Here is a 17,849-nt window from a genome sequence, read left to right on the forward strand (position 1 = left end):
GCGACAGCATAGTCTTGCTGCTCGATTTCAATTGGAGCCCATTGTCTCTGTGACCGCACCAGTAACCAATACGTTTCACCGTAACGATCCGCGCCCCGTTCAAATACAAAACAGCCGACCTGGCGGGTGGCCCAGGTCTTTGGAAGCAAGTTACACCACCAAAGTTGGGTGCCCCAGGTCCTTGCAGTTGAGGACCTGGGATACCACGATCACCGACTTCATCTTCTGTCATTCCCAATCAGAATCACCATGAAGAAGATGCCCCCGCTTTCTTTGTCCCTTTGTCCCTGTCTCATTACGAAAGTCCAATGCCCTTTCGTACCGTCCCACCCCTTCAGATAATTTGCATGCAATTAACCCCGAATATGCTTTACTCATAATGAGCAGAAAAAACCACGGCCCGAATCCCCAACGGATTCGGGCCGTTTGCTTTTCCGGTCAATCTCAACACTCCGCACCGAGGATATATATGGCTTGTAGGCTCTTTATCTATAACCCTTGTCCCTTTGTCGCTCTTTCCCTTTGTCCCTGCTTCCGGAGCGCATCCGGCGCTCCGGAAGCTGCACAGTTCCGGAATGAAGATCGCATAAAGATTTCGCCGGAAACTGTGCAATCTCCCGCAATCTACACAAATCAAACCCCTTCACCAGCACAGCAGCACACGCTAACTCCTGCAATTCCCCAAAAAACTCAATGCCGTTTGAAGAAATCCGGTTCCACCGGGTTCTCGAACATGGAGGCGTCGCGTGTCACAATCGTCAATCCGGAAGGTGTGACGAAATACCGCTTCTTGTCCTCCACCGGGTCGTAGCCGATGACTGTTCCCTCGGGGATATTCACGTTGCGGTCGATGATGGCGCGGCGGATACGGCAGTGCCGCCCGATATTGACGTGCGAAAAGACGATGCTCGAATCCACCTGCGAATAGGAGTTGATCCTTACATCCTGCGAGACCACGCAGCCCGATACCGCGGCGCCTGAAATAATGACGCCCGCTGTAATCACCGAGTTGGTTGCCGAACCTGTTCTGCCTGGCTCACCGAAGACAAACTTGGCCGGCGGATACTGCCGAACGCGTGTCCGGATCGGCCAGTCCTTGTCATACAAATTGAATGTAGGTGAAACCGAGCATAGATCCATGTTGGCGTCGTAATAAGCATCGAGCGTGCCCACATCGCGCCAGTAGAGCGCCTGCTGCTTGTTCTCGTCCACGAAGCTGTAGGCCATGACCTTCTTTTTGCCCAGCAGCGCGGGGAGAATGTTGTGGCCGAAGTCGTGCTTGGAATCCGGGTCCTCGGCGTCGACAATGAGGGCCTTGAGCAGAACGTCGGTATTGAAGATGTAAATGCCCATCGAGGCATCCACATTGTTCGGGCTGAAGGGCGAGCGGAAGGTTGTGGAAGCCGGTTTTTCCTGAAAGCCCTCCACCTGGCCGCTCTGGCTCACTTCCACCACGCCGAAGCGCGAAACCTCATCGGGCGCAATGGGCAGCGTGGCCAGCGTGACCTCGGCTCCGGTCTTCTGGTGGTACTCCATCATCCGGCTGTAGTCCATCTTGTAGATGTGGTCGCCGGAGAGGATGATCATGTACTTGGGTTGCTCGCTGCCGATGGAATAAATGTTCTGGTAGACGGCGTCCGCCGTGCCCATGTACCAGTTGGCTCCGGTGCGCTGCATGGGCGGGAGCAGCTCAAAGAATTCGCCCAATTCCTGCGCGACCGCGCCGGACCAGCCTTCGCGGATGTGCCGGTTGAGCGACAGAGCCTTGTATTGCGTAAGGATGAAGACTCTTCTAAGCCCGGAATTAATGCAGTTTGAAAGCGTAATGTCGATAATGCGGTAGTGCCCGCCGAATGGCACTGCCGGTTTGGCGCGGTCCCGCGTCAATGGAAACAGCCGTTCCCCCGCCCCACCAGCCAGCAAAACTCCAAGCGTGTCTTTCATTCCTGTTATCCCCGCTTTTGATCTGCGTATCCTTCAGCGCTCGCCGGCAGTATTGCCCCCAAAGAGCGCTGAACGGCTAACGATAGCACACGAAGATGCAGGCTGGCATGAAAGGACAGGGGTCAGGGGTCAGAGATCAGAGATCAGAGAGCAGGGGTCAGGGAACAGGGGTCGGGGGGGCGAGGGGCCGATAGAAACGAAAGGCCGCTCAAGATTTTGGCTTGAGCGGCCTTTCAATTTGAATTGCACTAGCGGGTTTCGGGGTGATTTCCTGGTCCCTTGTTCCTTGTTCCTTGTTCCCTGCTTTACCGCCGCTTCTTCTTGAACTTGTACTCCATGCCCACGGAGATGCCGAAGTTCCAGTTATTATGGCCGCCGGTGGAGGAGATGTTCGTCGCATAGTCGGTGGAGTAGCGCGTGTACAGCGCATCCGGCGTAATGCGGAAGACCCACTGCGGCGAGCGGTTCAGGTCAAGATGACCGCCGAAGATGACCGCCGGGGCAACCTGATTGTTGTAGAAGCCCACCGTTGAGGGCGGGTGGCTGCGCAGATCCTGCTCGAAGTCGCCGTACGCGCCGCCCCCCAGCACATGCAAAATAATTGCGCCGTGCTTGTTGTGCGGACCGAGCCACTCAGGCCCCACAGCAAACATGTACTGCGCCACAAACGGCCCCTGAATGCTCACCGTATTCGGCGCAGCGCCGCTGGTGCCCAGGTAGGAGCGGAACGTGCCTTCGAGACGCCAGTGCCGGGAAAGCAAGTAGCTGCCACTCAGGTCCAGTCCGCCCAGGTTTGCGCCCTCGGTCAGGATGGGCCCGGCATGAATATGCCCATAGGCCGCGCCGACCGAGAAATCGAAGAGGTTGTCGTAACGCACGCCAGCGAGCGGATCGACAGCGATGTAAGCCGGCTGAGGCACGTTCACCGGAGCCTGCACCACAGGCGGCGAAGAAGAGGAGGACGACTGGGCCGAGGCCGAGGCTGTCATCGCCGCGCAGAGCACAAGCCCGGCTACGGCATTCATGGCAAAAGAACGTACTTGGAAACGCATCATTTTAAGATTACAGGACCGCGCCAAGGAGGGACAATGTGCGGCAAGGAGTTTGACCGTCATTTGCGCTTAAGGAGAGCAGGAATCCGCCCACCGGGCGTAGAGCAGATACCGCACTGTCTTGGTCACCTCAGAGCTGGTAACGGCCCAGCCCGGCGCCGATTCCGGGTCCGGCCCCAGCTCCGGAGCGCCATGCCCGCGCCAGTCGATTGCCAGCTCGCGCGGCAGATCGTTAAAGATCATTCCCGCCCGCGGCAGGTGATATTTGCTGGTAATTACCTCCGCCGAGCGCCAGCCGTTCTGTTTCATGATCCGCGCGGAGTAGCAGGCGTTGTCAATTGTGCTCAGGGCCCGCGGCTCCAGCACGATGGCCGATTGGGGCACGCCCTGCGCACGGGCCACGCGGGCCATCGATTCGGCCTCGACGATGTTGTTGTGCGCCGCGCCTCCGGTCAGGATCAGCCGGGGAGCGATGCCGCGCTCATACTCATGGACGCCCTCGCTTACCCTGGCCAGTTGCTCCGGCGTGGGGTTGCCGTCGCTGTCGGCTGGGTAGCCGAGCACAATAATGGCGTCAAAATGCGTGGCTGCCGTGTTGCCTTTGGGTGCGAAGACGCGCGCCAGCACTGCCCAGACCAGAAAAATCATTACCGCCAGCGCACCGGCGGTAATCCAGCGGATCAAGCGGGGTTGGGGCCCAGATCGGATTCCGGACCGTGCCGCGCCGTGCCGGGAGGAACGCCGCCTGGGGGTTTGCCCTGCGAGTTGCCGTGGTTGGGGAGTCAAAACTAAAAGGCCTCTTCTTCCACTTTAGCTTGCGGAGAAAGAGGCCGTCTCAATACGTTGCTGCTTAGTCGAGTTTCAGCGCCTCGCCCCATTCTCCGAAGACAAACTCACTCAGCTCTTTGCGCTTGCGCGGAGTGGTTTCCTGCTGCTGCTGATGTTCATTGAGAAGCGAGGGGTCGCCCTGGTAGCCGAGGGCTAAGGCTGCGCCGAGATGGAATTCCGCGGGGATGCCAAGGAGTTGCCGCGCCTTGTCTCGGTCGTAGCCGCCCATCTGGTGAGCTTCAAGGCCGAGGTCTGCCGCCTGAAGGACGAGCATGGCGGCAGACTGGCCAAGATCGTAGACGGCGGCTCCATTGGTGGCGCCTTTTGAATTGAGGGTGTTGGCGAGGCCGATCATCAGCACGGGAGCTTTACCTGCCCAAAGCTGGTTGAATTCAACCAGCGAGCTGAGGATCTTCTCGTAGGTCTCCGATCCCTTGCGGCCCACAATAAAGCGCCACGGCTGCTCATTCGAGGACGAAGCCGTCCAGCGCACAGCCTCAAAGATGGTCTTCAGGTCGGCATCGCTTACCGGCTTGTCAGAATAAGCGCGAGGGCTCCAGCGGCGCAGCACCGCCGGGATCACTCCGTCATGTGCGGGGGCCTGCTTCAACTGCTTTACTTCATCGGCGGAAAGAGTCATTGGGAATTTGCTCCTGAATTAGAGGGTAAAGATATGAGATCGTATTGTTTTGGATTGCTCGGGCAGGCCAGGGATTCGGAAAACCTAGCGGCCATTCCTTGTGCCTTGCCGTCTATTTCAATGGAATTGAATCATCCTGGACGCCCGCCCGTGATGAAACGCCTCGCTTTATTACTAACAGCTTTTTTGCCGGTATCTCTCGCCGCGCCCGCGTGCCATGCCGCCGACGCCAGGCTCCAGTCGCCGTGGGATGGCCGTGCCGTTGCTCTGACCGATGCGCCTTACAACTGCCCTGAGCTGCCGGCGCTGACAAAGACGATCGACGCCGAGGGCTACTACATCGACGCAAACCACTCCGTCATCGATCCCGCTAAAAAGAAGGCTGAAGAAGATGCCACGGCAGGGCCGACGCATCTGGGCCAGTTCGTCACGCAGGCGGCTGACGATTATCTGAGCAAGGGCAGCCGTGCCGCCGTCACCTGCGCTTACAGCCTGCTTACCGCAGCCGCGCAGGAGGATGCCATGACCGGCGTGCAGCCCACCGGCCAGTCCCATTATGTGCAGAAATGGCTGCTCGCCGGAACCGGCATGGCGTACCTCAAGATTCGCGATACCGGCGTGGGAACGCCCGATCAGGACAAGGCGATCCAGAAGTGGTTTGAGAAGATTGCCGGGCGCGTGCGCGATTATGTCGATGGCCAGCGCCGGAATCCACACAGCGACGCGTGGAACAATCACGGCTACTGGTCGGGGCTTGCTGTTGCCGCGGCTGGAATTGCGAATAACAACGCGAGCGATCTGCATTGGGGCATCTCCGCAGGCAAGACCGGCATTGATGAGATTTCGCCCGTCGGCGTGCTTCCGCGTGAGCTTGAGCGGGCAGGTATGGCGCTGCATTACCATCTCTACGCGCTTGCGCCGCTGGTGATGCTGGCTGAGCTGGGCCGCGTGAACGGCATCGATCTCTACAGCGAGAATCACAATGGTATTCAGCGATTGGCGCAGCTATGCGAGGCCGGGTTGCAGCATCCGGAGATCTTTCAGAAATCCACCGGGGTGGCACAGAAGGTGTCGGACAAAATCTCCGGGGCCGATATAGGCTGGGCTGTGCCGTATGTGAAGCACTATCCCGATCCGCAGCTTTCCGCGTGGATCGCCCAGGCTGAGACTACGCGCTTCTGGCAATGGGGTGGTTTGCCGCCGGAGTAGCACTTCAGCGTTCCTCTGACGCCTTGTAGACAAAGACGCCGCCCATCACCGTCAGCGCGGCAATCGTCAGAAGGACCAGCCAGGGAGCCGGAGTATTCTGCCACGCTTCTGGCAGCATGGCGGAAATATGAAGCGCCGATGGCAGCTCCGCCACCGGCCGGAGCCAGCCCGCGCCGGAGCGCGAAGCCATAGCCACGCACGCCATTGCAGCTACAAGCCCTAGTGCAACCGCAAAGACCTGCGCCGCTACCAGCGGGCGGTTCACCTGCTTGAGAGCCGCGTTCCGCTTGCGAAGCTGCGCGCGCCACCAGAGGACTCCGGGGGATTCGAGGCGGGCTTGTACTGAAGCGACGGCGCGCTCCCGCTGAAAGGCCTGCGTCACGGAAGTCAGATCGCGGCAGGAGGCGCACTCGGCCATGTGCGCGCGTGTCTCCGCTGAGGCCAGCGCGGGCCACTGGCCGCGCTTGAGCAGCTCGGCCACATCTTTTTCATGGATGCAGTTTCGAATGGTCATTGCATCCTTCCCGCGGTCTGATCCGTGGCTCGATCCGTGATGAGCCGCGCTACCTTACGCCGCGCGCGGAATAACAGCAGCCGGATGCTTGCCGAAGCCAAACCCGTCACCTCAGCGATTTCACGGTGCGAATAGCCCTCCGCGTATGCCAGCCACAGCAGTTGCCGCTCACGCGGGCGCATCTGCTTGAGCGCGGGGCCCAGCATCATCTCCGTCTCAACCTGCGCTGAAGTTCCATGTGCAGAGAAATGTTCTTCCGGTACTTCGTCCATGGATGTTGCGCGCGGCTTTCGCCAGTAATCTTTCATCAGGTTGGTGGCAATGCGGAAGAGATACTTTCGCGACGCCACTTCGCCATCCAACTCGGCGTCCGCGCACAAGAAGCGCATGTAGCTTTCCTGGAGCAGATCGTCAGCCAGAGCCGCATCGCCGGAGACCCGCGCCAGGTACGCCCAGAGCGGCCGCGCGGAGCGCTCATAGAACGCGGCGAAGGCGTCATTCTGCATGGCGGTTGCGGGCGTTGCTACCGCATCGCCCGCAAGTGCATTCGAAATGGTCGCGTCTAGTCTCATAGAGTCGGGTCTCATCGGCCTTTGCTTCTTCCCAATCGGCGCCATGGTGATTGTCCATGACACTTACTGTTCAGTACCTGTACGGCTATCCCGACCCGGCATCAGGCCCAACCGCCCGGCCAGAGCCCATGTGAGTCCTGATGAAAGGATAAATCCAATTCCCGGCATCAGCGTAACTACGCCCAGCACCAGCATTGGTGTGTGGTAGTCCGCACGCACGTTGCGCAGCAGCAGGAAGCCGATTCCCAGGAGGATCATCACCACGCCAATCTGCAGGGGTGTGAGCACGCGCGCCACGGCATTGGGCATAGGGTCCTGCGCGGCATGGAGCGGGATGGGGGCGGCCTCCAGGAATTTTCTTCCCGCCTCAGTCTCCATGTATCCGGACAGTTCCTGCGTGGTGGCGAACCTGTCGATGATGCGGCCGTGGACTTCGCTCTGGAGCTGGAAGGTGCGGCTCCAGCGGCGGTTCTCGATGAACAGACGCACAATCCAGCCTGCGGCGATGACAAACGCTATCATGGCCAAAACCGGCGGAAGGTCACTTAAAAAATTGTCGAAGCCTGAACGCGGAGCCTGCATGCGGTAGACCTCGGGCCACACCGCGCGCTCCAATGCTTCATCCGGGCTGTCGTCATGCGCGTTAATGTGCGTAAAGAGATAGAAATCCGGATTGCGCGCGATCTCAGGATGCGTTGCCATAAATGCCGCCAGTTGCGGATTGTTGCGGCTCACGTAATCCTGGTTGGCCAGCAGCGAAGGGTCGCGCGAGATCACGGTTGTCAGCGTGGGGCTCAGGCGCAGCAGCTCAATGAGCTGGCGCTGCGTTGTGGCTACTTCTTTATCGCTTGGCACAGGCGCCGCAACGGCTGCAGGCGGCTGCGGCGCTGCCGGTTTGGCAGGATGCGTCTGCACGGCGATTGCGCAGGGCGCGAATGCTGCGAGCAAAAGGCAGCAGGTGAGGAGGTTACGGCGAATCGGCATGGTCTGGTCCCCTTAGGTGAAAGAGCGTTGCGAAGATCTTCTATCTCCACAACGGACCAGATGGGGAATGGTTAACAGAGGGGAGCATTCGGCATCACGCGCCTCCGGCAATTTACGGGATTTTCGCTGGAGTAGTGACTGTCAGAACTTTGCGGTTACGGTAAACGCCTGCGCCGTGGCTGTGACAAGCTGTATCTGCCCGTGCCCCGGATTCTTTTCCTTGCGCAGAGCAATCAGGCCATAATCTGCCAGCGCCTTCACATCCCGGTGCACGGCGGCACGCTGGCGCTTCAGCGTCTTCGCGAGCTCAGAGATCGACCGCGGAGTCTCTCGCGCCGCTTCAATCAGCCGAATGCGCTCGGGCGTAATGCAGGAAAACAGGTCAATCGGGCTCTCAAAGGTGATCCGCTTCTCCGGCCGGATGCGCTCGCCTGCCGTAAGCCGCACTGCCCGCGCCCTCTTGCGTGCCCACATCTCCTCAAAGCTCTCAACGCCGACAATCGTCTTCATGCCTGCTCCTTCAATTCGTTCAGTTCCCACATAAACCTATCGAACGCAGCGGTATAGTCGTGAAACTGCACCCTTTCCGACTTCCCCATCCAGTGCCGCTCGTGAAAGCCGTGTGCATTGTCGTATCCCAGTACGCGACCGTTGTCTTCCTGGTTCAGCCCAAAATGAATGAACGCAAGGTTGTATTTCACAACAACGCCGTTCTCGTCGTGAAACACCTCTTCGCGGAAGATGCCCGTGCTGCCCGACCGGCATCGAACCACAAATTCTTCGTCCACTACCTTCGTCAGAACCCGCCGGGGACGTCCTGGGATCATGGCGCAAGCATAGCAGATGAAACAAAAATTCTCTCATCTGAAGAGAAACATCCGAGGGTTTATCATCAGAGATGGCGTGTGCCCGTTTGGGTGCATCTGAGATATTGTCCGGTGCGTGCAGGTTCTTCTTTCTGCGCGGGCCGGTATTTTCTGTGAAAGTGCGGATTTCTAAAGTGATACGAGCGAAGACGGCAGTGGTGCTGGGCGCCCAGTGGGGCGACGAGGGCAAGGGCAAGATTGTAGACGTGTTGAGCGACGGCTTCAGCGCCGTGGCGCGCTACGCCGGCGGGCATAACGCCGGCCACACCGTCATTATCAGCGGCCAGAAATTTGTGCTTCAGCTCATTCCCTGCGGTGTGCTGCGCCCCAATTGCATGGGCATCATCGGCAATGGCGTTGTGCTCGATCCCATCGCGTTTCTCAAGGAAGTGGCCCGCATTCGCGAGCTTGGCGTGGATGTGGACGCGCAGCTACGCGTCTCGAATCGCGCGCAGGTGATTCTGCCCTACCACCGCATGATTGAGCTGGCTGCCGAGAGCGCACCGGGACGCCAGAAGATCGGCACCACCAGCCGCGGCATTGGCCCCGCGTATGAAGACAAGATGGCCCGCAGCGGTCTGCGCATTGTTGACCTGCTGAATCACGATCTGCTGAAGACGCACATCGAGGCCGCCTGCGCGGAAAAGAACGCCATTGTGCATGCTCTCTACGGCACTGAACCGCTGGACCCGCAGAAGATGTTTGACGAGTACGCCGCGGCAGCCGAGCAGGTTCGCCCCTTTGTGGTGGATGGCGCGCGCATGCTCAACGGCATCATCAAAGACGGCGGCAGCGTGATGTTTGAGGGCGCGCAGGGCACCATGCTCGACATCGACCACGGCACCTATCCGTTTGTGACCTCATCCTCGGCCACGGCGGGTGGCGCGGCAACCGGAACCGGCGTGGGGCCGACGAATATAGGCACGGTGATCTCCGTGACCAAGGCGTATGTGACGCGCGTGGGCGAGGGTCCGTTCCCGACGGAGATTCACGACCCCATCGGCGACCATCTGCGCGCGCGCGGCAACGAGTACGGCGCGGTCACCGGGCGTCCCCGGCGCTGCGGCTGGCTGGACATTCCGCTCTTGCGCTACTCGAATACCATCAACGGCGCGGAGTGGCTTGTGGTGACCAAGATGGACGTTCTCGATGAGCTGGACGAGATTCCCATCTGCATCGGCTATGAGATTGACGGCAAAGTTACGGACGAAATCCCTGCCGACGTGCATGGTCTGGAAGCCATCAAGCCTGTTTACACCAGGTTGAAGGGCTGGCAGAGCTCCACGGAAGGCATTACGGACTTTGAAAAGCTGCCCAAGGCTGCGCAGGAGTATCTCCGCTTCCAGGAAAAAGAGAGCGGGGCAAAGATCGGCATGGTTTCCACAGGCCCGGATCGCGACCAGACGATGATTCTTCCGGAATTTGCCGGGGTTCTGAAGGAAATCCACCGGTGAGGAGCTTCCTGGGGTACGATTACTGAGCCTGCCTTCAGAGCATGGAGGCTGACCACCTGACAGGAGCTGACTGCCTGCAGGATCAACAGGAATCCTACCCATGATCAGCTTCACCGTTCGCATGACTTTTTCCCCGGAGGACCGCTCCGAAATCGCGGAGATTCTTCGTGCCTTGACTCTCGCCTCGCGCGAGGAACCCGGCTGCGCCACATACGTTCCGCACGCGGTTTACGGCGATCCCGACACCATCATCATCTATGAGCAGTACACGGGCCAGGAGGCGCTTGAAGCCCATCAGCAATCGGCGCACTTCAAGCGTTACGCCGTAGGCGGGCTCTACCAGAAGATGCGGGAGCGGGTCCGCGAAGACCTCGTCGCTCTGGCCTGATTTGCGCGCCTCTGCTGCCATTCCGCTTCCGGAAGCGTCTTAAATTTCGGTATCCGTGTGCGCCGCGAAAACAACACATTGACCTCTGACGCGATTCAAAGCTACCATCCGGTACGGCCTATGCCACAGAAGCGCGCCCACACTCTCTCGTACTGGAGCAGCCTGGCGGTAATGGCTGCCCTTTTTGCCGTCTTCCAGGCCCACGCGCAGCCGACCAAACCTCAGACCCCCAAACCGGGTATGCCGCTCTCTGAGCGCCACGAGAGCAAGCATGAGATTGACAAGCTCGAGGAAGCCTGGCGCACCGCTGCTCTAAAGCACGACGCGACAGCCATGACGGGACTGCTCTCAGACGACTACATCGGCATCACGGCCAACGGAACCCTGCAATCCAAGGACGAAACCCTGGCTGCCCTGCGCAAGGGCACCACGCAGTTTACCCAGACGGATCTCTCCGACCGCAAAGTGCGGTTTTACGCGCGGACGGCCGTGGTCACCAGCCGCGCAGAAGTAACGGGCAGCAGCCCTGGCGGCGACATCACCGGCAGCTTTCGTTACACACGCATTTATGTCCGCGACTCCAAGGGCGCGTGGAAGATCGTCAGCTTTGAAGCCAGCCGAATCCGCGAGGGCGGCGACAAGAAATAGCCGTTCCCGTTCCGCCGCCGCCGCAAAAATACTCCGGATTTTTTGGTGCCGCCGTGCATGGAATCGCATAAGATTCTGAGTGCGGGGCGGCGGCCTGTATTTATGCTGGCTGTGATTGCTCCGGGGACACAGAGCATCTCGGATTCGGAAGCGTGCCTGAACTCCGAGCCACGACTGGAAAACTTATGCGCCATACGAAGCGTTATCTCGGGACGCTGCCGGCTTTTGCCGCAATGCTCCTTCTTCCTCTTGCGCTGCCTGCGCAACAGGCTCAGCCGCAAGCCGCTCCGCCCATCCCGCCGAACATAGAGATTCTGAAGCTGGTGCAGAACGGCATGGCGGAGGCCGTGGTGGTCAACAAGATTAAATCGCTCGCCGGAAAGCTCGATACTTCTGCCGAGGCGTTGATCGCGCTCCAGAGGGCCGGAGCGACCGAGGCCGAGCTGGCGGCCATGACTGCGCCACCTCCGCCTCCGCCGCCCCCTGCTGCGCCTCCACCGCCGCCGCCGCCGCCGCCGCCACCACCTCCACCTCCTCCGCCGCCTAAAAAAAGCGGCTTAATGAAGCTCTTCGGCGGGGGCAGCGCTCCGAAGGCTCCACAGGCTCCGCAAGCACCAGCCGTTGCTGCTCCGCAGTTGCCGCAAGCGCCCGCGGTACCGGCAGCCCCGGCGGTGCAGGTTCCGGCGGTGCAGGCACCCGCAATTCAAGCTCCGTCGGTGCAGATGCCTTCCGTGCAGGCTCCGGCAATACAGGCACCCTCCGTACAAGCACCGGCCGTGAAGGCTCCTTCGGCCTCTCCAACCGCGCCGCCCTCACCGGCGGCTGTGGCCGGGCCTGCCACGCCCGCGGCAGCCGCCGCTTCCCCAACGCAGCCGCCCGCTCCAGCTCCACCGGCATCGGTTACAGCTACTTCAGTTCCGGCCTCCGCGCCAGCGGCTTCCGGTACTGGAGCAGGAGCTGCATCCACTCCTGCACCGTCACAGCCGGCGGCTCAGGTACAGCCAGCCGCGGCCGGTTCCGGTTCCGCAAGCGCGCCGGTGCAGTACATTCCGGCACTCTCCGCCACCTGCATCAAGATGGACTTCAACGCGCCCTACCACGCGAACCAGTACTTCAATAATTGCGGCCAGAATGTCTATCTGCAGGTCGTGCATCCGGGCGGGCAATCCTTCGCGCTGGACCCGTTGAGAACCGACAAGCCCGCAGGCACGGGCCTCGACAAGGAAGATTACACCCGGTTCGGCTCGCCCACGCTCTTTGTCTGTCCGGACGGGTATCTTCCGGTCGATATCAACGGAAACGCGATCTCGAAGCCGGTGTCCGATTACAAGTGCCGCAGTCGGTAAGGCTTTTACAATCTCTCTATGCCTGAGCTGCCTGAAGTAGAAACCATCGCCAGCGGCGTGCATGCGCGCGTGCAGGGTGACCGCATTGTTGAGGTCTGGCTCGGCAGCCACAAGGAGCCGTTCAAAACCAGTCCGATCAAGCAGGCGAAAGGCCTTGAAGGCCGCCTGTTCCTGTCCGTGCGCCGCACCGGTAAACACATTGTCTGCGAGCTGGGGGAGATGCCCTCCGGGCCGGCAACTTCCCAGTGGATTGTCCACCTTGGCATGACCGGACGCCTGCTGGTCACTACGCCGGACGCCGAGCTGGCTCCGCACACCCACGCGCGCCTGCGCCTCCAGAGCGGCAAAGAGATACGCTTCGTCGATCCGCGCCGCTTTGGCCGCCTGGAGTTTCGCGACCTGCTGCGCGGCACAGCCTTTACCGCCGCCGGTTCCGAGCCGCTTGCCATTACTCCAGAGGAATTTGCCACCCTGTTTCGTCATCGCAAGCTCGCCATCAAGGCCGCACTGCTGAATCAGTCGCTGCTCTCCGGCGTGGGCAACATTTATGCCGATGAAAGCCTCTTCCGCGCCGGGATTCGCCCGCGCCGTCAGACTGGACGCCTCACCCGCGCCGAGCTGGACCGCCTGCACGCGGCCTTGCAACAGGTTCTCCGCCACGCGATCGAGCTTGGGGGCTCGTCCGTCTCCGATTACGTTGATGCCGAAGGCGTCCGCGGCTTTTTCCAGCTTGAGCACTGCGTCTACTCCCGCGAAGACCAGCCGTGCCGCCACTGCGGAACGCCCATTCGCAAGATCATCGTCGCAGGGCGCGGCACCCACTATTGCCCTACATGCCAGCGCTGAATCGCATACTGCGCATAAAGAATCTATGATTTTTTGAAATCTACCCCCTGCAATTCTCCAGATTTCAGATCAAACCAGCTCCGTGAATCTCGTAAACCGTTGAAATGATTGATTCGATAGAACGGCATGGAAATTGCTTTATGTAGGGTGCCAGTGATGAATGGCCGCCAGGGGGCGAAGTCCTCCGAAGCGCCATAAAAACTGAGCCCGCAAGAGATGCCGCCCAAGAGCAGGCACCTGCAGGAGCTCAGAAGAGACCGGGGCTGAAGGCCCTGTGCAGCGCATTCGGGAGGCCAGTGACTAGCGCCACTCCAGATTTGGAGTGGCGCTTCGCATTTGGGGCAAAAATTTCCCTTGCAGGCATTGCTTCCGCCACTTGCCAGTCTTTGCAGTCGGGAGTAGTATCGAATTTGCCGATCAGAGCGGCTGATGCCAGCCTACCCCTTTAGCGGGCAGAGCGAGTTCGCCGCAAAGCAAGGAAACTTCGTCAGAATCCGGTGGACCTGTTCAAGTCACCGGCAAGCGAATTCTCCCCATTCAGATCAGGCATGATTGATCAAAGGCAAGAGGCGCGTCCAGTCAGGCAGCCGCTCGCCAAGGCAGCTTCAGGGGAAACGCATGGCATAAGCTGCCGCGCGGGAACAGCTCTGGTAGCAGCATGTTGGATTCGATAGAGAGGAGCCAGCCGCACGCAGCGAGTGCGCCGGTTCCAGGCAACGAACAGGTGGACATCTACGTATAGTTCTGGGAAGGAAGCCGTCGTGGCAAAGTGCGGAGTTAAACTCCGTGCCACGCCCTTATCATGCCTGTCTCCTCTGCGGGAGACGCCAGGCACGGCTGCTTCCGCGTACCGGGCATTTCGGATGAATCCCATCGCTACAGTGAAGACAAACTTACCCCGGGCATTCATGATTTCAATAACAAACTGTCAGGAAGTATACGCATGACAACAGATTCGACGCAGCCCCAGACCGACATGGGGCCAGTCTCGGCCACAGCGCCGGGCCAAGTGCAAAGCCAAGGCCCGGCTCAGGGGCATCGCCGGCGGCGACGGCGGCGCAAGAACAAGACCGGCCCCGCCGCACCGCAAGGCCAGCAGCAGCCTCAGCAACAGTCCCAGGCTCCCAAGCCCCAAATGCATAGCTCTCCGCAGGGCGCGCCCATGGGCCAGTCTCAGGGCGATGGCGGACGACGCAAGAAGAAAAAGAAAAAGTTTTTTGAGGGCAGAACTGGCGGCGCGCCGCGTCCGGAGCCGGGGAACAGCATTGCGCCTCAACACGGCGGACAGAACAAGCGCAAGAACAAGCAGCGCGGCCCGCGCGAGTTTGTGGGTCCCATGGACCACAGCTACCGCGTCGTGAATGGCAATGTGGCGGATGGCCCGGCCTCCACCATTCAAATCGCGAATGGCGGAGCGGCTTACCATCATACCGACCTCTACGACCACACGCCTCCGCCGACAGTGCGCCATGACGCGCCTACGCGCATCTTCTGCTTCATTGAGGATCTGTTCTTCCTGGCCAAGATTCAGGAGACTGCGCGCAAGCTGGGCGTCAAGGTGGAGTTTGTCAAGGGCGAGAAGGAAGTGGTTACCCGCCTCTCCGAACTGGCCGAAGCCGACCGGCCGCGCCTGATGGTCTTTGACCTGAACAACGCCAACGCCAAGCCGATGACGCTGATTCCCAAGTTCAAGACGAAGTTCAAGAAGTCGACCTCCATCATCGGCTTCCTCTCGCACCTGCAGGGCGACCTGAAGCTCAAGGCCACGGAAGCCGGCTGCGATACCGTCATGCCGCGCTCGGCCTTCTCGCAGAGCCTGCCGAACCTCCTCCGCCGCTACGGTCTGGAAGAGGACGAAGAGCACATGCCGCAGCCGATGTAAGCTAAGGTCATATTGCGATGAGTGAAATCATCTTTGAAGTGCGCGAAGACGAAATTGACGGAGGCTACACAGCCTCCGCTCTCGGTTATGGAATTGACACTCAGGCAAATACCATTGAGGAGTTGCGCGCAATGGTGAAGGATGCCGTGAAGTGCTATTTCGACGAGTCTATGCCGGCGCCGAAGATCATCCGCCTCCACTTTGTGCGGGATGAAGTTCTGGTTCAGTGAGGCTGCCTCGTGACATTGATGGAACTCGCCTGGTAAAAGCATTGCGTGTAATGGGCTATGAAGTCTCGCGCCAGACAGGATCACACATCCGCGTAACAACACAGCGCGATGGCGAGTTCCATGAAGTTATCCCTCATCACGATCCAATCAAGGTCGGAACGCTGGCAAGTATTCTCAAGCGCATTTCCGCACACCACGGCATCATCGTAGATCAATTGCTTGAAATATTGGACCTGTGACGTACTGACACGAAGATTGCCTTAAATCAGCTCTGTCTTCCCCTGCTGACTCAGTTCCTTCACAATCTTGCCTACATCCTGCGAGTGATCGCGGTGCGCGATCAGCAGCGCGTCTTCGGTATCCACGATGACGAGGTTTTCGACGCCCACCAGCGCCACAAATTTTCGCGGGCTGTAGATGTAGTTATTCGCGCCGTGAATCGTCAGATGGCCGTCCGTATCAGCCACGTTGCCGTCGCCGTCGCCGCGCAGCCGCGTCTCCAACTGATACTCGTATAGAGAGGCCCAGGAGCCGAGATCGTTCCACGCAAACTCCGCCGGCAGGCAGTAGAGGTTCGACTTATGCTCGCCTTTTGCCGAACGCGGCTCCAGAATCGCGTAGTCCACCGAGATGTTCTCGCACCTGGGGTAAAGCTCCGCAAAGACCTTTTCGAACTTTGGTGTGCCGTAGGCCGCGGCAATCTCTTCCAGCAGCGGCGCTGTCTCCGGAACGTGCTCGCGGACGGCGTTGGCCAGCGTGCGCGCCGACCACAGAAACATTCCGGAGTTCCAGTAGTAATTTCCCGCCGCAATAAACTCTTCGGCCTTCATCAGGTTTGGCTTCTCAGTAAAGCGACGCACGCGCAGCGTGGAGTCATCCCCGGCCAAGTCGCCAGTTTCAATGTAGCCGTAGCCGGTCTCCGGCCTGGCCGGCTCAATGCCCAGCACGACCATATTCGCCCCGGCAGCGGCAAGCGCAATGCCTCGCTGCAGAATCTTCAGAAAGCGCGGCTCGTCGCCAATCACATGATCCGATGGGAAGATGCCAAGCACGGCGTCAGGATTATCCTTCTCGATCAGGAATGCTGCCAGGCCACACGCCGGAGCGGTGTTCCGCGCCGCAGGTTCCTGCACAATCTGCGATGCCGGCACGCCCTTGAGCTGATCGGCAATCTCCCCGGCCAGCAGCTCATTGGTAATGACCCATGTGTGCTCCACGCCGCTCAGCGGCTTGAGACGCTCCACCGTCTGCTGAATCATCGAGCGCTCGCCGTCAAGAGCCAGCACCTGCTTTGGGTGCGCACGCCGCGAACGCGGCCAGAAACGAGTACCGCTACCCCCGGCCAGAATTACAGGACGAAAATCGATAGTCTTTGACATGGAAGTCACATTCTCTATGCGTAATGCAGGATTGTCTAGTAAATGTAACCGCTACGTATACAACTTCTTTATTTTTCGAGTTTTTCCGAAGTTGCAAGCGCCCCTTGCAGCTCTTCTCCACTGTAGGGATTATGAAATGCTTCCGACGCGTGGCTGAGCCTGCGTCGGGCTCGCATTGGCCTGGACAGCCAGTCCTAGCCGAGATTTTGAAGAAATTCCGCCATACGGCGCGTGCCTTCGTCGATGCTCTCCCTGGTCACCGGGTAGGAGAGGCGGATGTGCTCGCTGGTGCCGAATGCCTCGCCTGGCACCGTTACCACGTGCGCCTCATGCAGCAGGCGCGTGGCCAGCTCTGTGGCAGACTGGATGCCGCCCTTGCCGATAAACGCGCCGATGTTGGGATACACATAGAATGCGCCTTCGGGCTTGGTGCATGTCACGCCCGGAATCTCCGTCAGCTTTTTCAGCATGTAATCGCGCAGTTGGATAAACTCAGCGCGAAATTCGCAGACGCAATCCTGCGGTCCCGCAAGCGCCGCAATCGAGGCCTTCTGCACGATGCTCGTCGCATTCGAGGTGGACTGCGACTGCAGCTTGCTCAGATTTGCAACCACCTGCTTTGAAGCCAGCGCGTAACCTGCGCGCCAGCCCGTCATCGAGTAGGTCTTTGAGAGCGAGCCGAGAATGACGAGATGCTCTTTGGCCCATGTGTAGGAACCGCCGGAGACGCAGCGGCCCGCATAGTTGAGGTACACGTAGCACTCATCGAGCAGCAGGAAAATTCCGCGCTCATGCGCCAGATGCACAATGCGCTCCAGGTCCTGCGCGCTCATCACGGAGCCTGCCGGATTCGAGGGCGAATTCAAAATGATTGCCTTTGTCTTTGGCGTGATCGCCTTCTCAATTGCATCTGCCGTGATGCGGAAGTTTTCCGCCTCGCTGGTTTCGAGGAAGACCACCTTGCCGCCCGCATACTGAATGATGTCCTTGAAGCTCACCCAGTACGGCACCGGCAGAATCACCTCATCGCCGTGATCCACGAGAATCTGGATCGTATTGAAGAGCGC

General features: G+C 59.7%; 20 protein-coding genes. 9 read left to right on the forward strand and 11 right to left on the reverse strand.

The features are described from left to right. Nucleotides 1-690: 690 nt before the first annotated feature. The 4 genes from glgC to ABSG47_RS15625 form a co-directional block, all read right to left on the reverse strand. The gene (gene glgC / locus ABSG47_RS15610) at nt 691-1,944 is read right to left on the reverse strand and encodes a glucose-1-phosphate adenylyltransferase (protein ID WP_424170624.1); all 1,254 of its coding nucleotides are present in this window, start codon (nt 1,942-1,944) and stop codon (nt 691-693) included. 305 nt (nt 1,945-2,249) lie between these two features. Continuing rightward, nucleotides 2,250-2,999, reverse strand: coding sequence for a hypothetical protein (locus ABSG47_RS15615; protein ID WP_424170625.1), 750 nt, complete (start codon nt 2,997-2,999; stop codon nt 2,250-2,252). 66 nt (nt 3,000-3,065) lie between these two features. Beyond that, nucleotides 3,066-3,680 (reverse strand): YdcF family protein, encoded by a 615-nt coding sequence (locus ABSG47_RS15620; RefSeq protein WP_424170626.1) that lies wholly within the window; start codon nt 3,678-3,680, stop codon nt 3,066-3,068. 166 nt (nt 3,681-3,846) lie between these two features. Next, nucleotides 3,847-4,464, reverse strand: a complete 618-nt coding sequence (locus ABSG47_RS15625; protein ID WP_424170627.1) for a nitroreductase family protein — start codon at nt 4,462-4,464, stop codon at nt 3,847-3,849. 153 nt (nt 4,465-4,617) lie between these two features. Between ABSG47_RS15625 and ABSG47_RS15630 the strand changes: the two genes are divergently transcribed. Continuing rightward, nucleotides 4,618-5,673 (forward strand): alginate lyase family protein, encoded by a 1,056-nt coding sequence (locus ABSG47_RS15630; RefSeq protein ID WP_424170643.1) that lies wholly within the window; start codon nt 4,618-4,620, stop codon nt 5,671-5,673. Nucleotides 5,674-5,677: 4 nt separating this feature from the next. Here ABSG47_RS15630 and ABSG47_RS15635 read toward each other — a convergent pair whose 3' ends face one another. The 5 genes from ABSG47_RS15635 to ABSG47_RS15655 form a co-directional block, all read right to left on the reverse strand. Continuing rightward, the gene (locus ABSG47_RS15635; RefSeq protein ID WP_424170628.1) at nt 5,678-6,187 is read right to left on the reverse strand and encodes a hypothetical protein; all 510 of its coding nucleotides are present in this window, start codon (nt 6,185-6,187) and stop codon (nt 5,678-5,680) included. Then, nucleotides 6,184-6,759, reverse strand: a complete 576-nt coding sequence (locus ABSG47_RS15640; protein ID WP_424170629.1) for an RNA polymerase sigma factor — start codon at nt 6,757-6,759, stop codon at nt 6,184-6,186. The genes ABSG47_RS15635 and ABSG47_RS15640 overlap by 4 nt, the downstream gene beginning before the upstream one ends. Nucleotides 6,760-6,822: 63 nt before the next feature. Continuing rightward, entirely contained in the window at nt 6,823-7,743 is a 921-nt protein-coding gene (locus ABSG47_RS15645) for a hypothetical protein (RefSeq protein ID WP_424170630.1), read from the reverse strand. A 141-nt stretch (nt 7,744-7,884) separates the two neighbouring features. Further along, nucleotides 7,885-8,253, reverse strand: coding sequence for an HVO_A0114 family putative DNA-binding protein (locus ABSG47_RS15650; RefSeq protein WP_424170631.1), 369 nt, complete (start codon nt 8,251-8,253; stop codon nt 7,885-7,887). Beyond that, nucleotides 8,250-8,570, reverse strand: a complete 321-nt coding sequence (locus ABSG47_RS15655) for a hypothetical protein (protein WP_424170632.1) — start codon at nt 8,568-8,570, stop codon at nt 8,250-8,252. The genes ABSG47_RS15650 and ABSG47_RS15655 overlap by 4 nt, the downstream gene beginning before the upstream one ends. 173 nt (nt 8,571-8,743) lie before the next feature. Between ABSG47_RS15655 and ABSG47_RS15660 the strand changes: the two genes are divergently transcribed. The 8 genes from ABSG47_RS15660 (at nt 8,744) to ABSG47_RS15695 (ending at nt 15,642) form a co-directional block, all read left to right on the forward strand. Next, nucleotides 8,744-10,063 (forward strand): adenylosuccinate synthase, encoded by a 1,320-nt coding sequence (locus tag ABSG47_RS15660; RefSeq protein WP_424170633.1) that lies wholly within the window; start codon nt 8,744-8,746, stop codon nt 10,061-10,063. 100 nt (nt 10,064-10,163) lie between these two features. Next, nucleotides 10,164-10,451, forward strand: a complete 288-nt coding sequence (locus ABSG47_RS15665) for a putative quinol monooxygenase (RefSeq protein WP_424170634.1) — start codon at nt 10,164-10,166, stop codon at nt 10,449-10,451. Between the two features lie 120 nt (nt 10,452-10,571). Next, nucleotides 10,572-11,099 carry a nuclear transport factor 2 family protein gene (locus ABSG47_RS15670; protein ID WP_424170635.1) on the forward strand — a complete coding sequence of 176 codons (528 nt, stop codon included), beginning with the start codon at nt 10,572-10,574 and terminating at the stop codon, nt 11,097-11,099. 185 nt (nt 11,100-11,284) lie between these two features. After that, nucleotides 11,285-12,445, forward strand: a complete 1,161-nt coding sequence (locus ABSG47_RS15675) for a hypothetical protein (protein WP_424170636.1) — start codon at nt 11,285-11,287, stop codon at nt 12,443-12,445. A gap of 18 nt (nt 12,446-12,463) precedes the next feature. Next, nucleotides 12,464-13,291 (forward strand): bifunctional DNA-formamidopyrimidine glycosylase/DNA-(apurinic or apyrimidinic site) lyase, encoded by an 828-nt coding sequence (gene mutM, locus ABSG47_RS15680; RefSeq protein WP_424170637.1) that lies wholly within the window; start codon nt 12,464-12,466, stop codon nt 13,289-13,291. Nucleotides 13,292-14,234: 943 nt separating this feature from the next. Beyond that, nucleotides 14,235-15,173: a response regulator gene (locus ABSG47_RS15685; RefSeq protein ID WP_424170638.1), complete on the forward strand. Its 939-nt coding sequence runs from the start codon at nt 14,235-14,237 to the stop codon at nt 15,171-15,173. Between the two features lie 17 nt (nt 15,174-15,190). Then, nucleotides 15,191-15,403, forward strand: a complete 213-nt coding sequence (locus tag ABSG47_RS15690) for a 2-oxoisovalerate dehydrogenase E1 subunit beta (RefSeq protein ID WP_424170639.1) — start codon at nt 15,191-15,193, stop codon at nt 15,401-15,403. Next, nucleotides 15,400-15,642: a type II toxin-antitoxin system HicA family toxin gene (locus ABSG47_RS15695; RefSeq protein WP_424170640.1), complete on the forward strand. Its 243-nt coding sequence runs from the start codon at nt 15,400-15,402 to the stop codon at nt 15,640-15,642. Before ABSG47_RS15690 ends, ABSG47_RS15695 begins: the two co-directional genes overlap by 4 nt. Before the next feature lie 21 nt (nt 15,643-15,663). On the opposite strand, the gene ABSG47_RS15700 is transcribed toward ABSG47_RS15695, so the two are convergent. Together ABSG47_RS15700 and ABSG47_RS15705 are read right to left on the reverse strand one after the other, a co-directional pair. Continuing rightward, nucleotides 15,664-16,782 (reverse strand): mannose-1-phosphate guanylyltransferase, encoded by a 1,119-nt coding sequence (locus ABSG47_RS15700; RefSeq protein WP_424170641.1) that lies wholly within the window; start codon nt 16,780-16,782, stop codon nt 15,664-15,666. A gap of 194 nt (nt 16,783-16,976) precedes the next feature. Next, the coding region (locus ABSG47_RS15705) for an aminotransferase class I/II-fold pyridoxal phosphate-dependent enzyme (protein ID WP_424170642.1) at nt 16,977-17,849 on the reverse strand (873 nt) is incomplete at its 5' end.

Source organism: Occallatibacter sp., from assembly GCF_049510455.1.
Lineage (GTDB): Bacteria > Acidobacteriota > Terriglobia > Terriglobales > Acidobacteriaceae > Telmatobacter.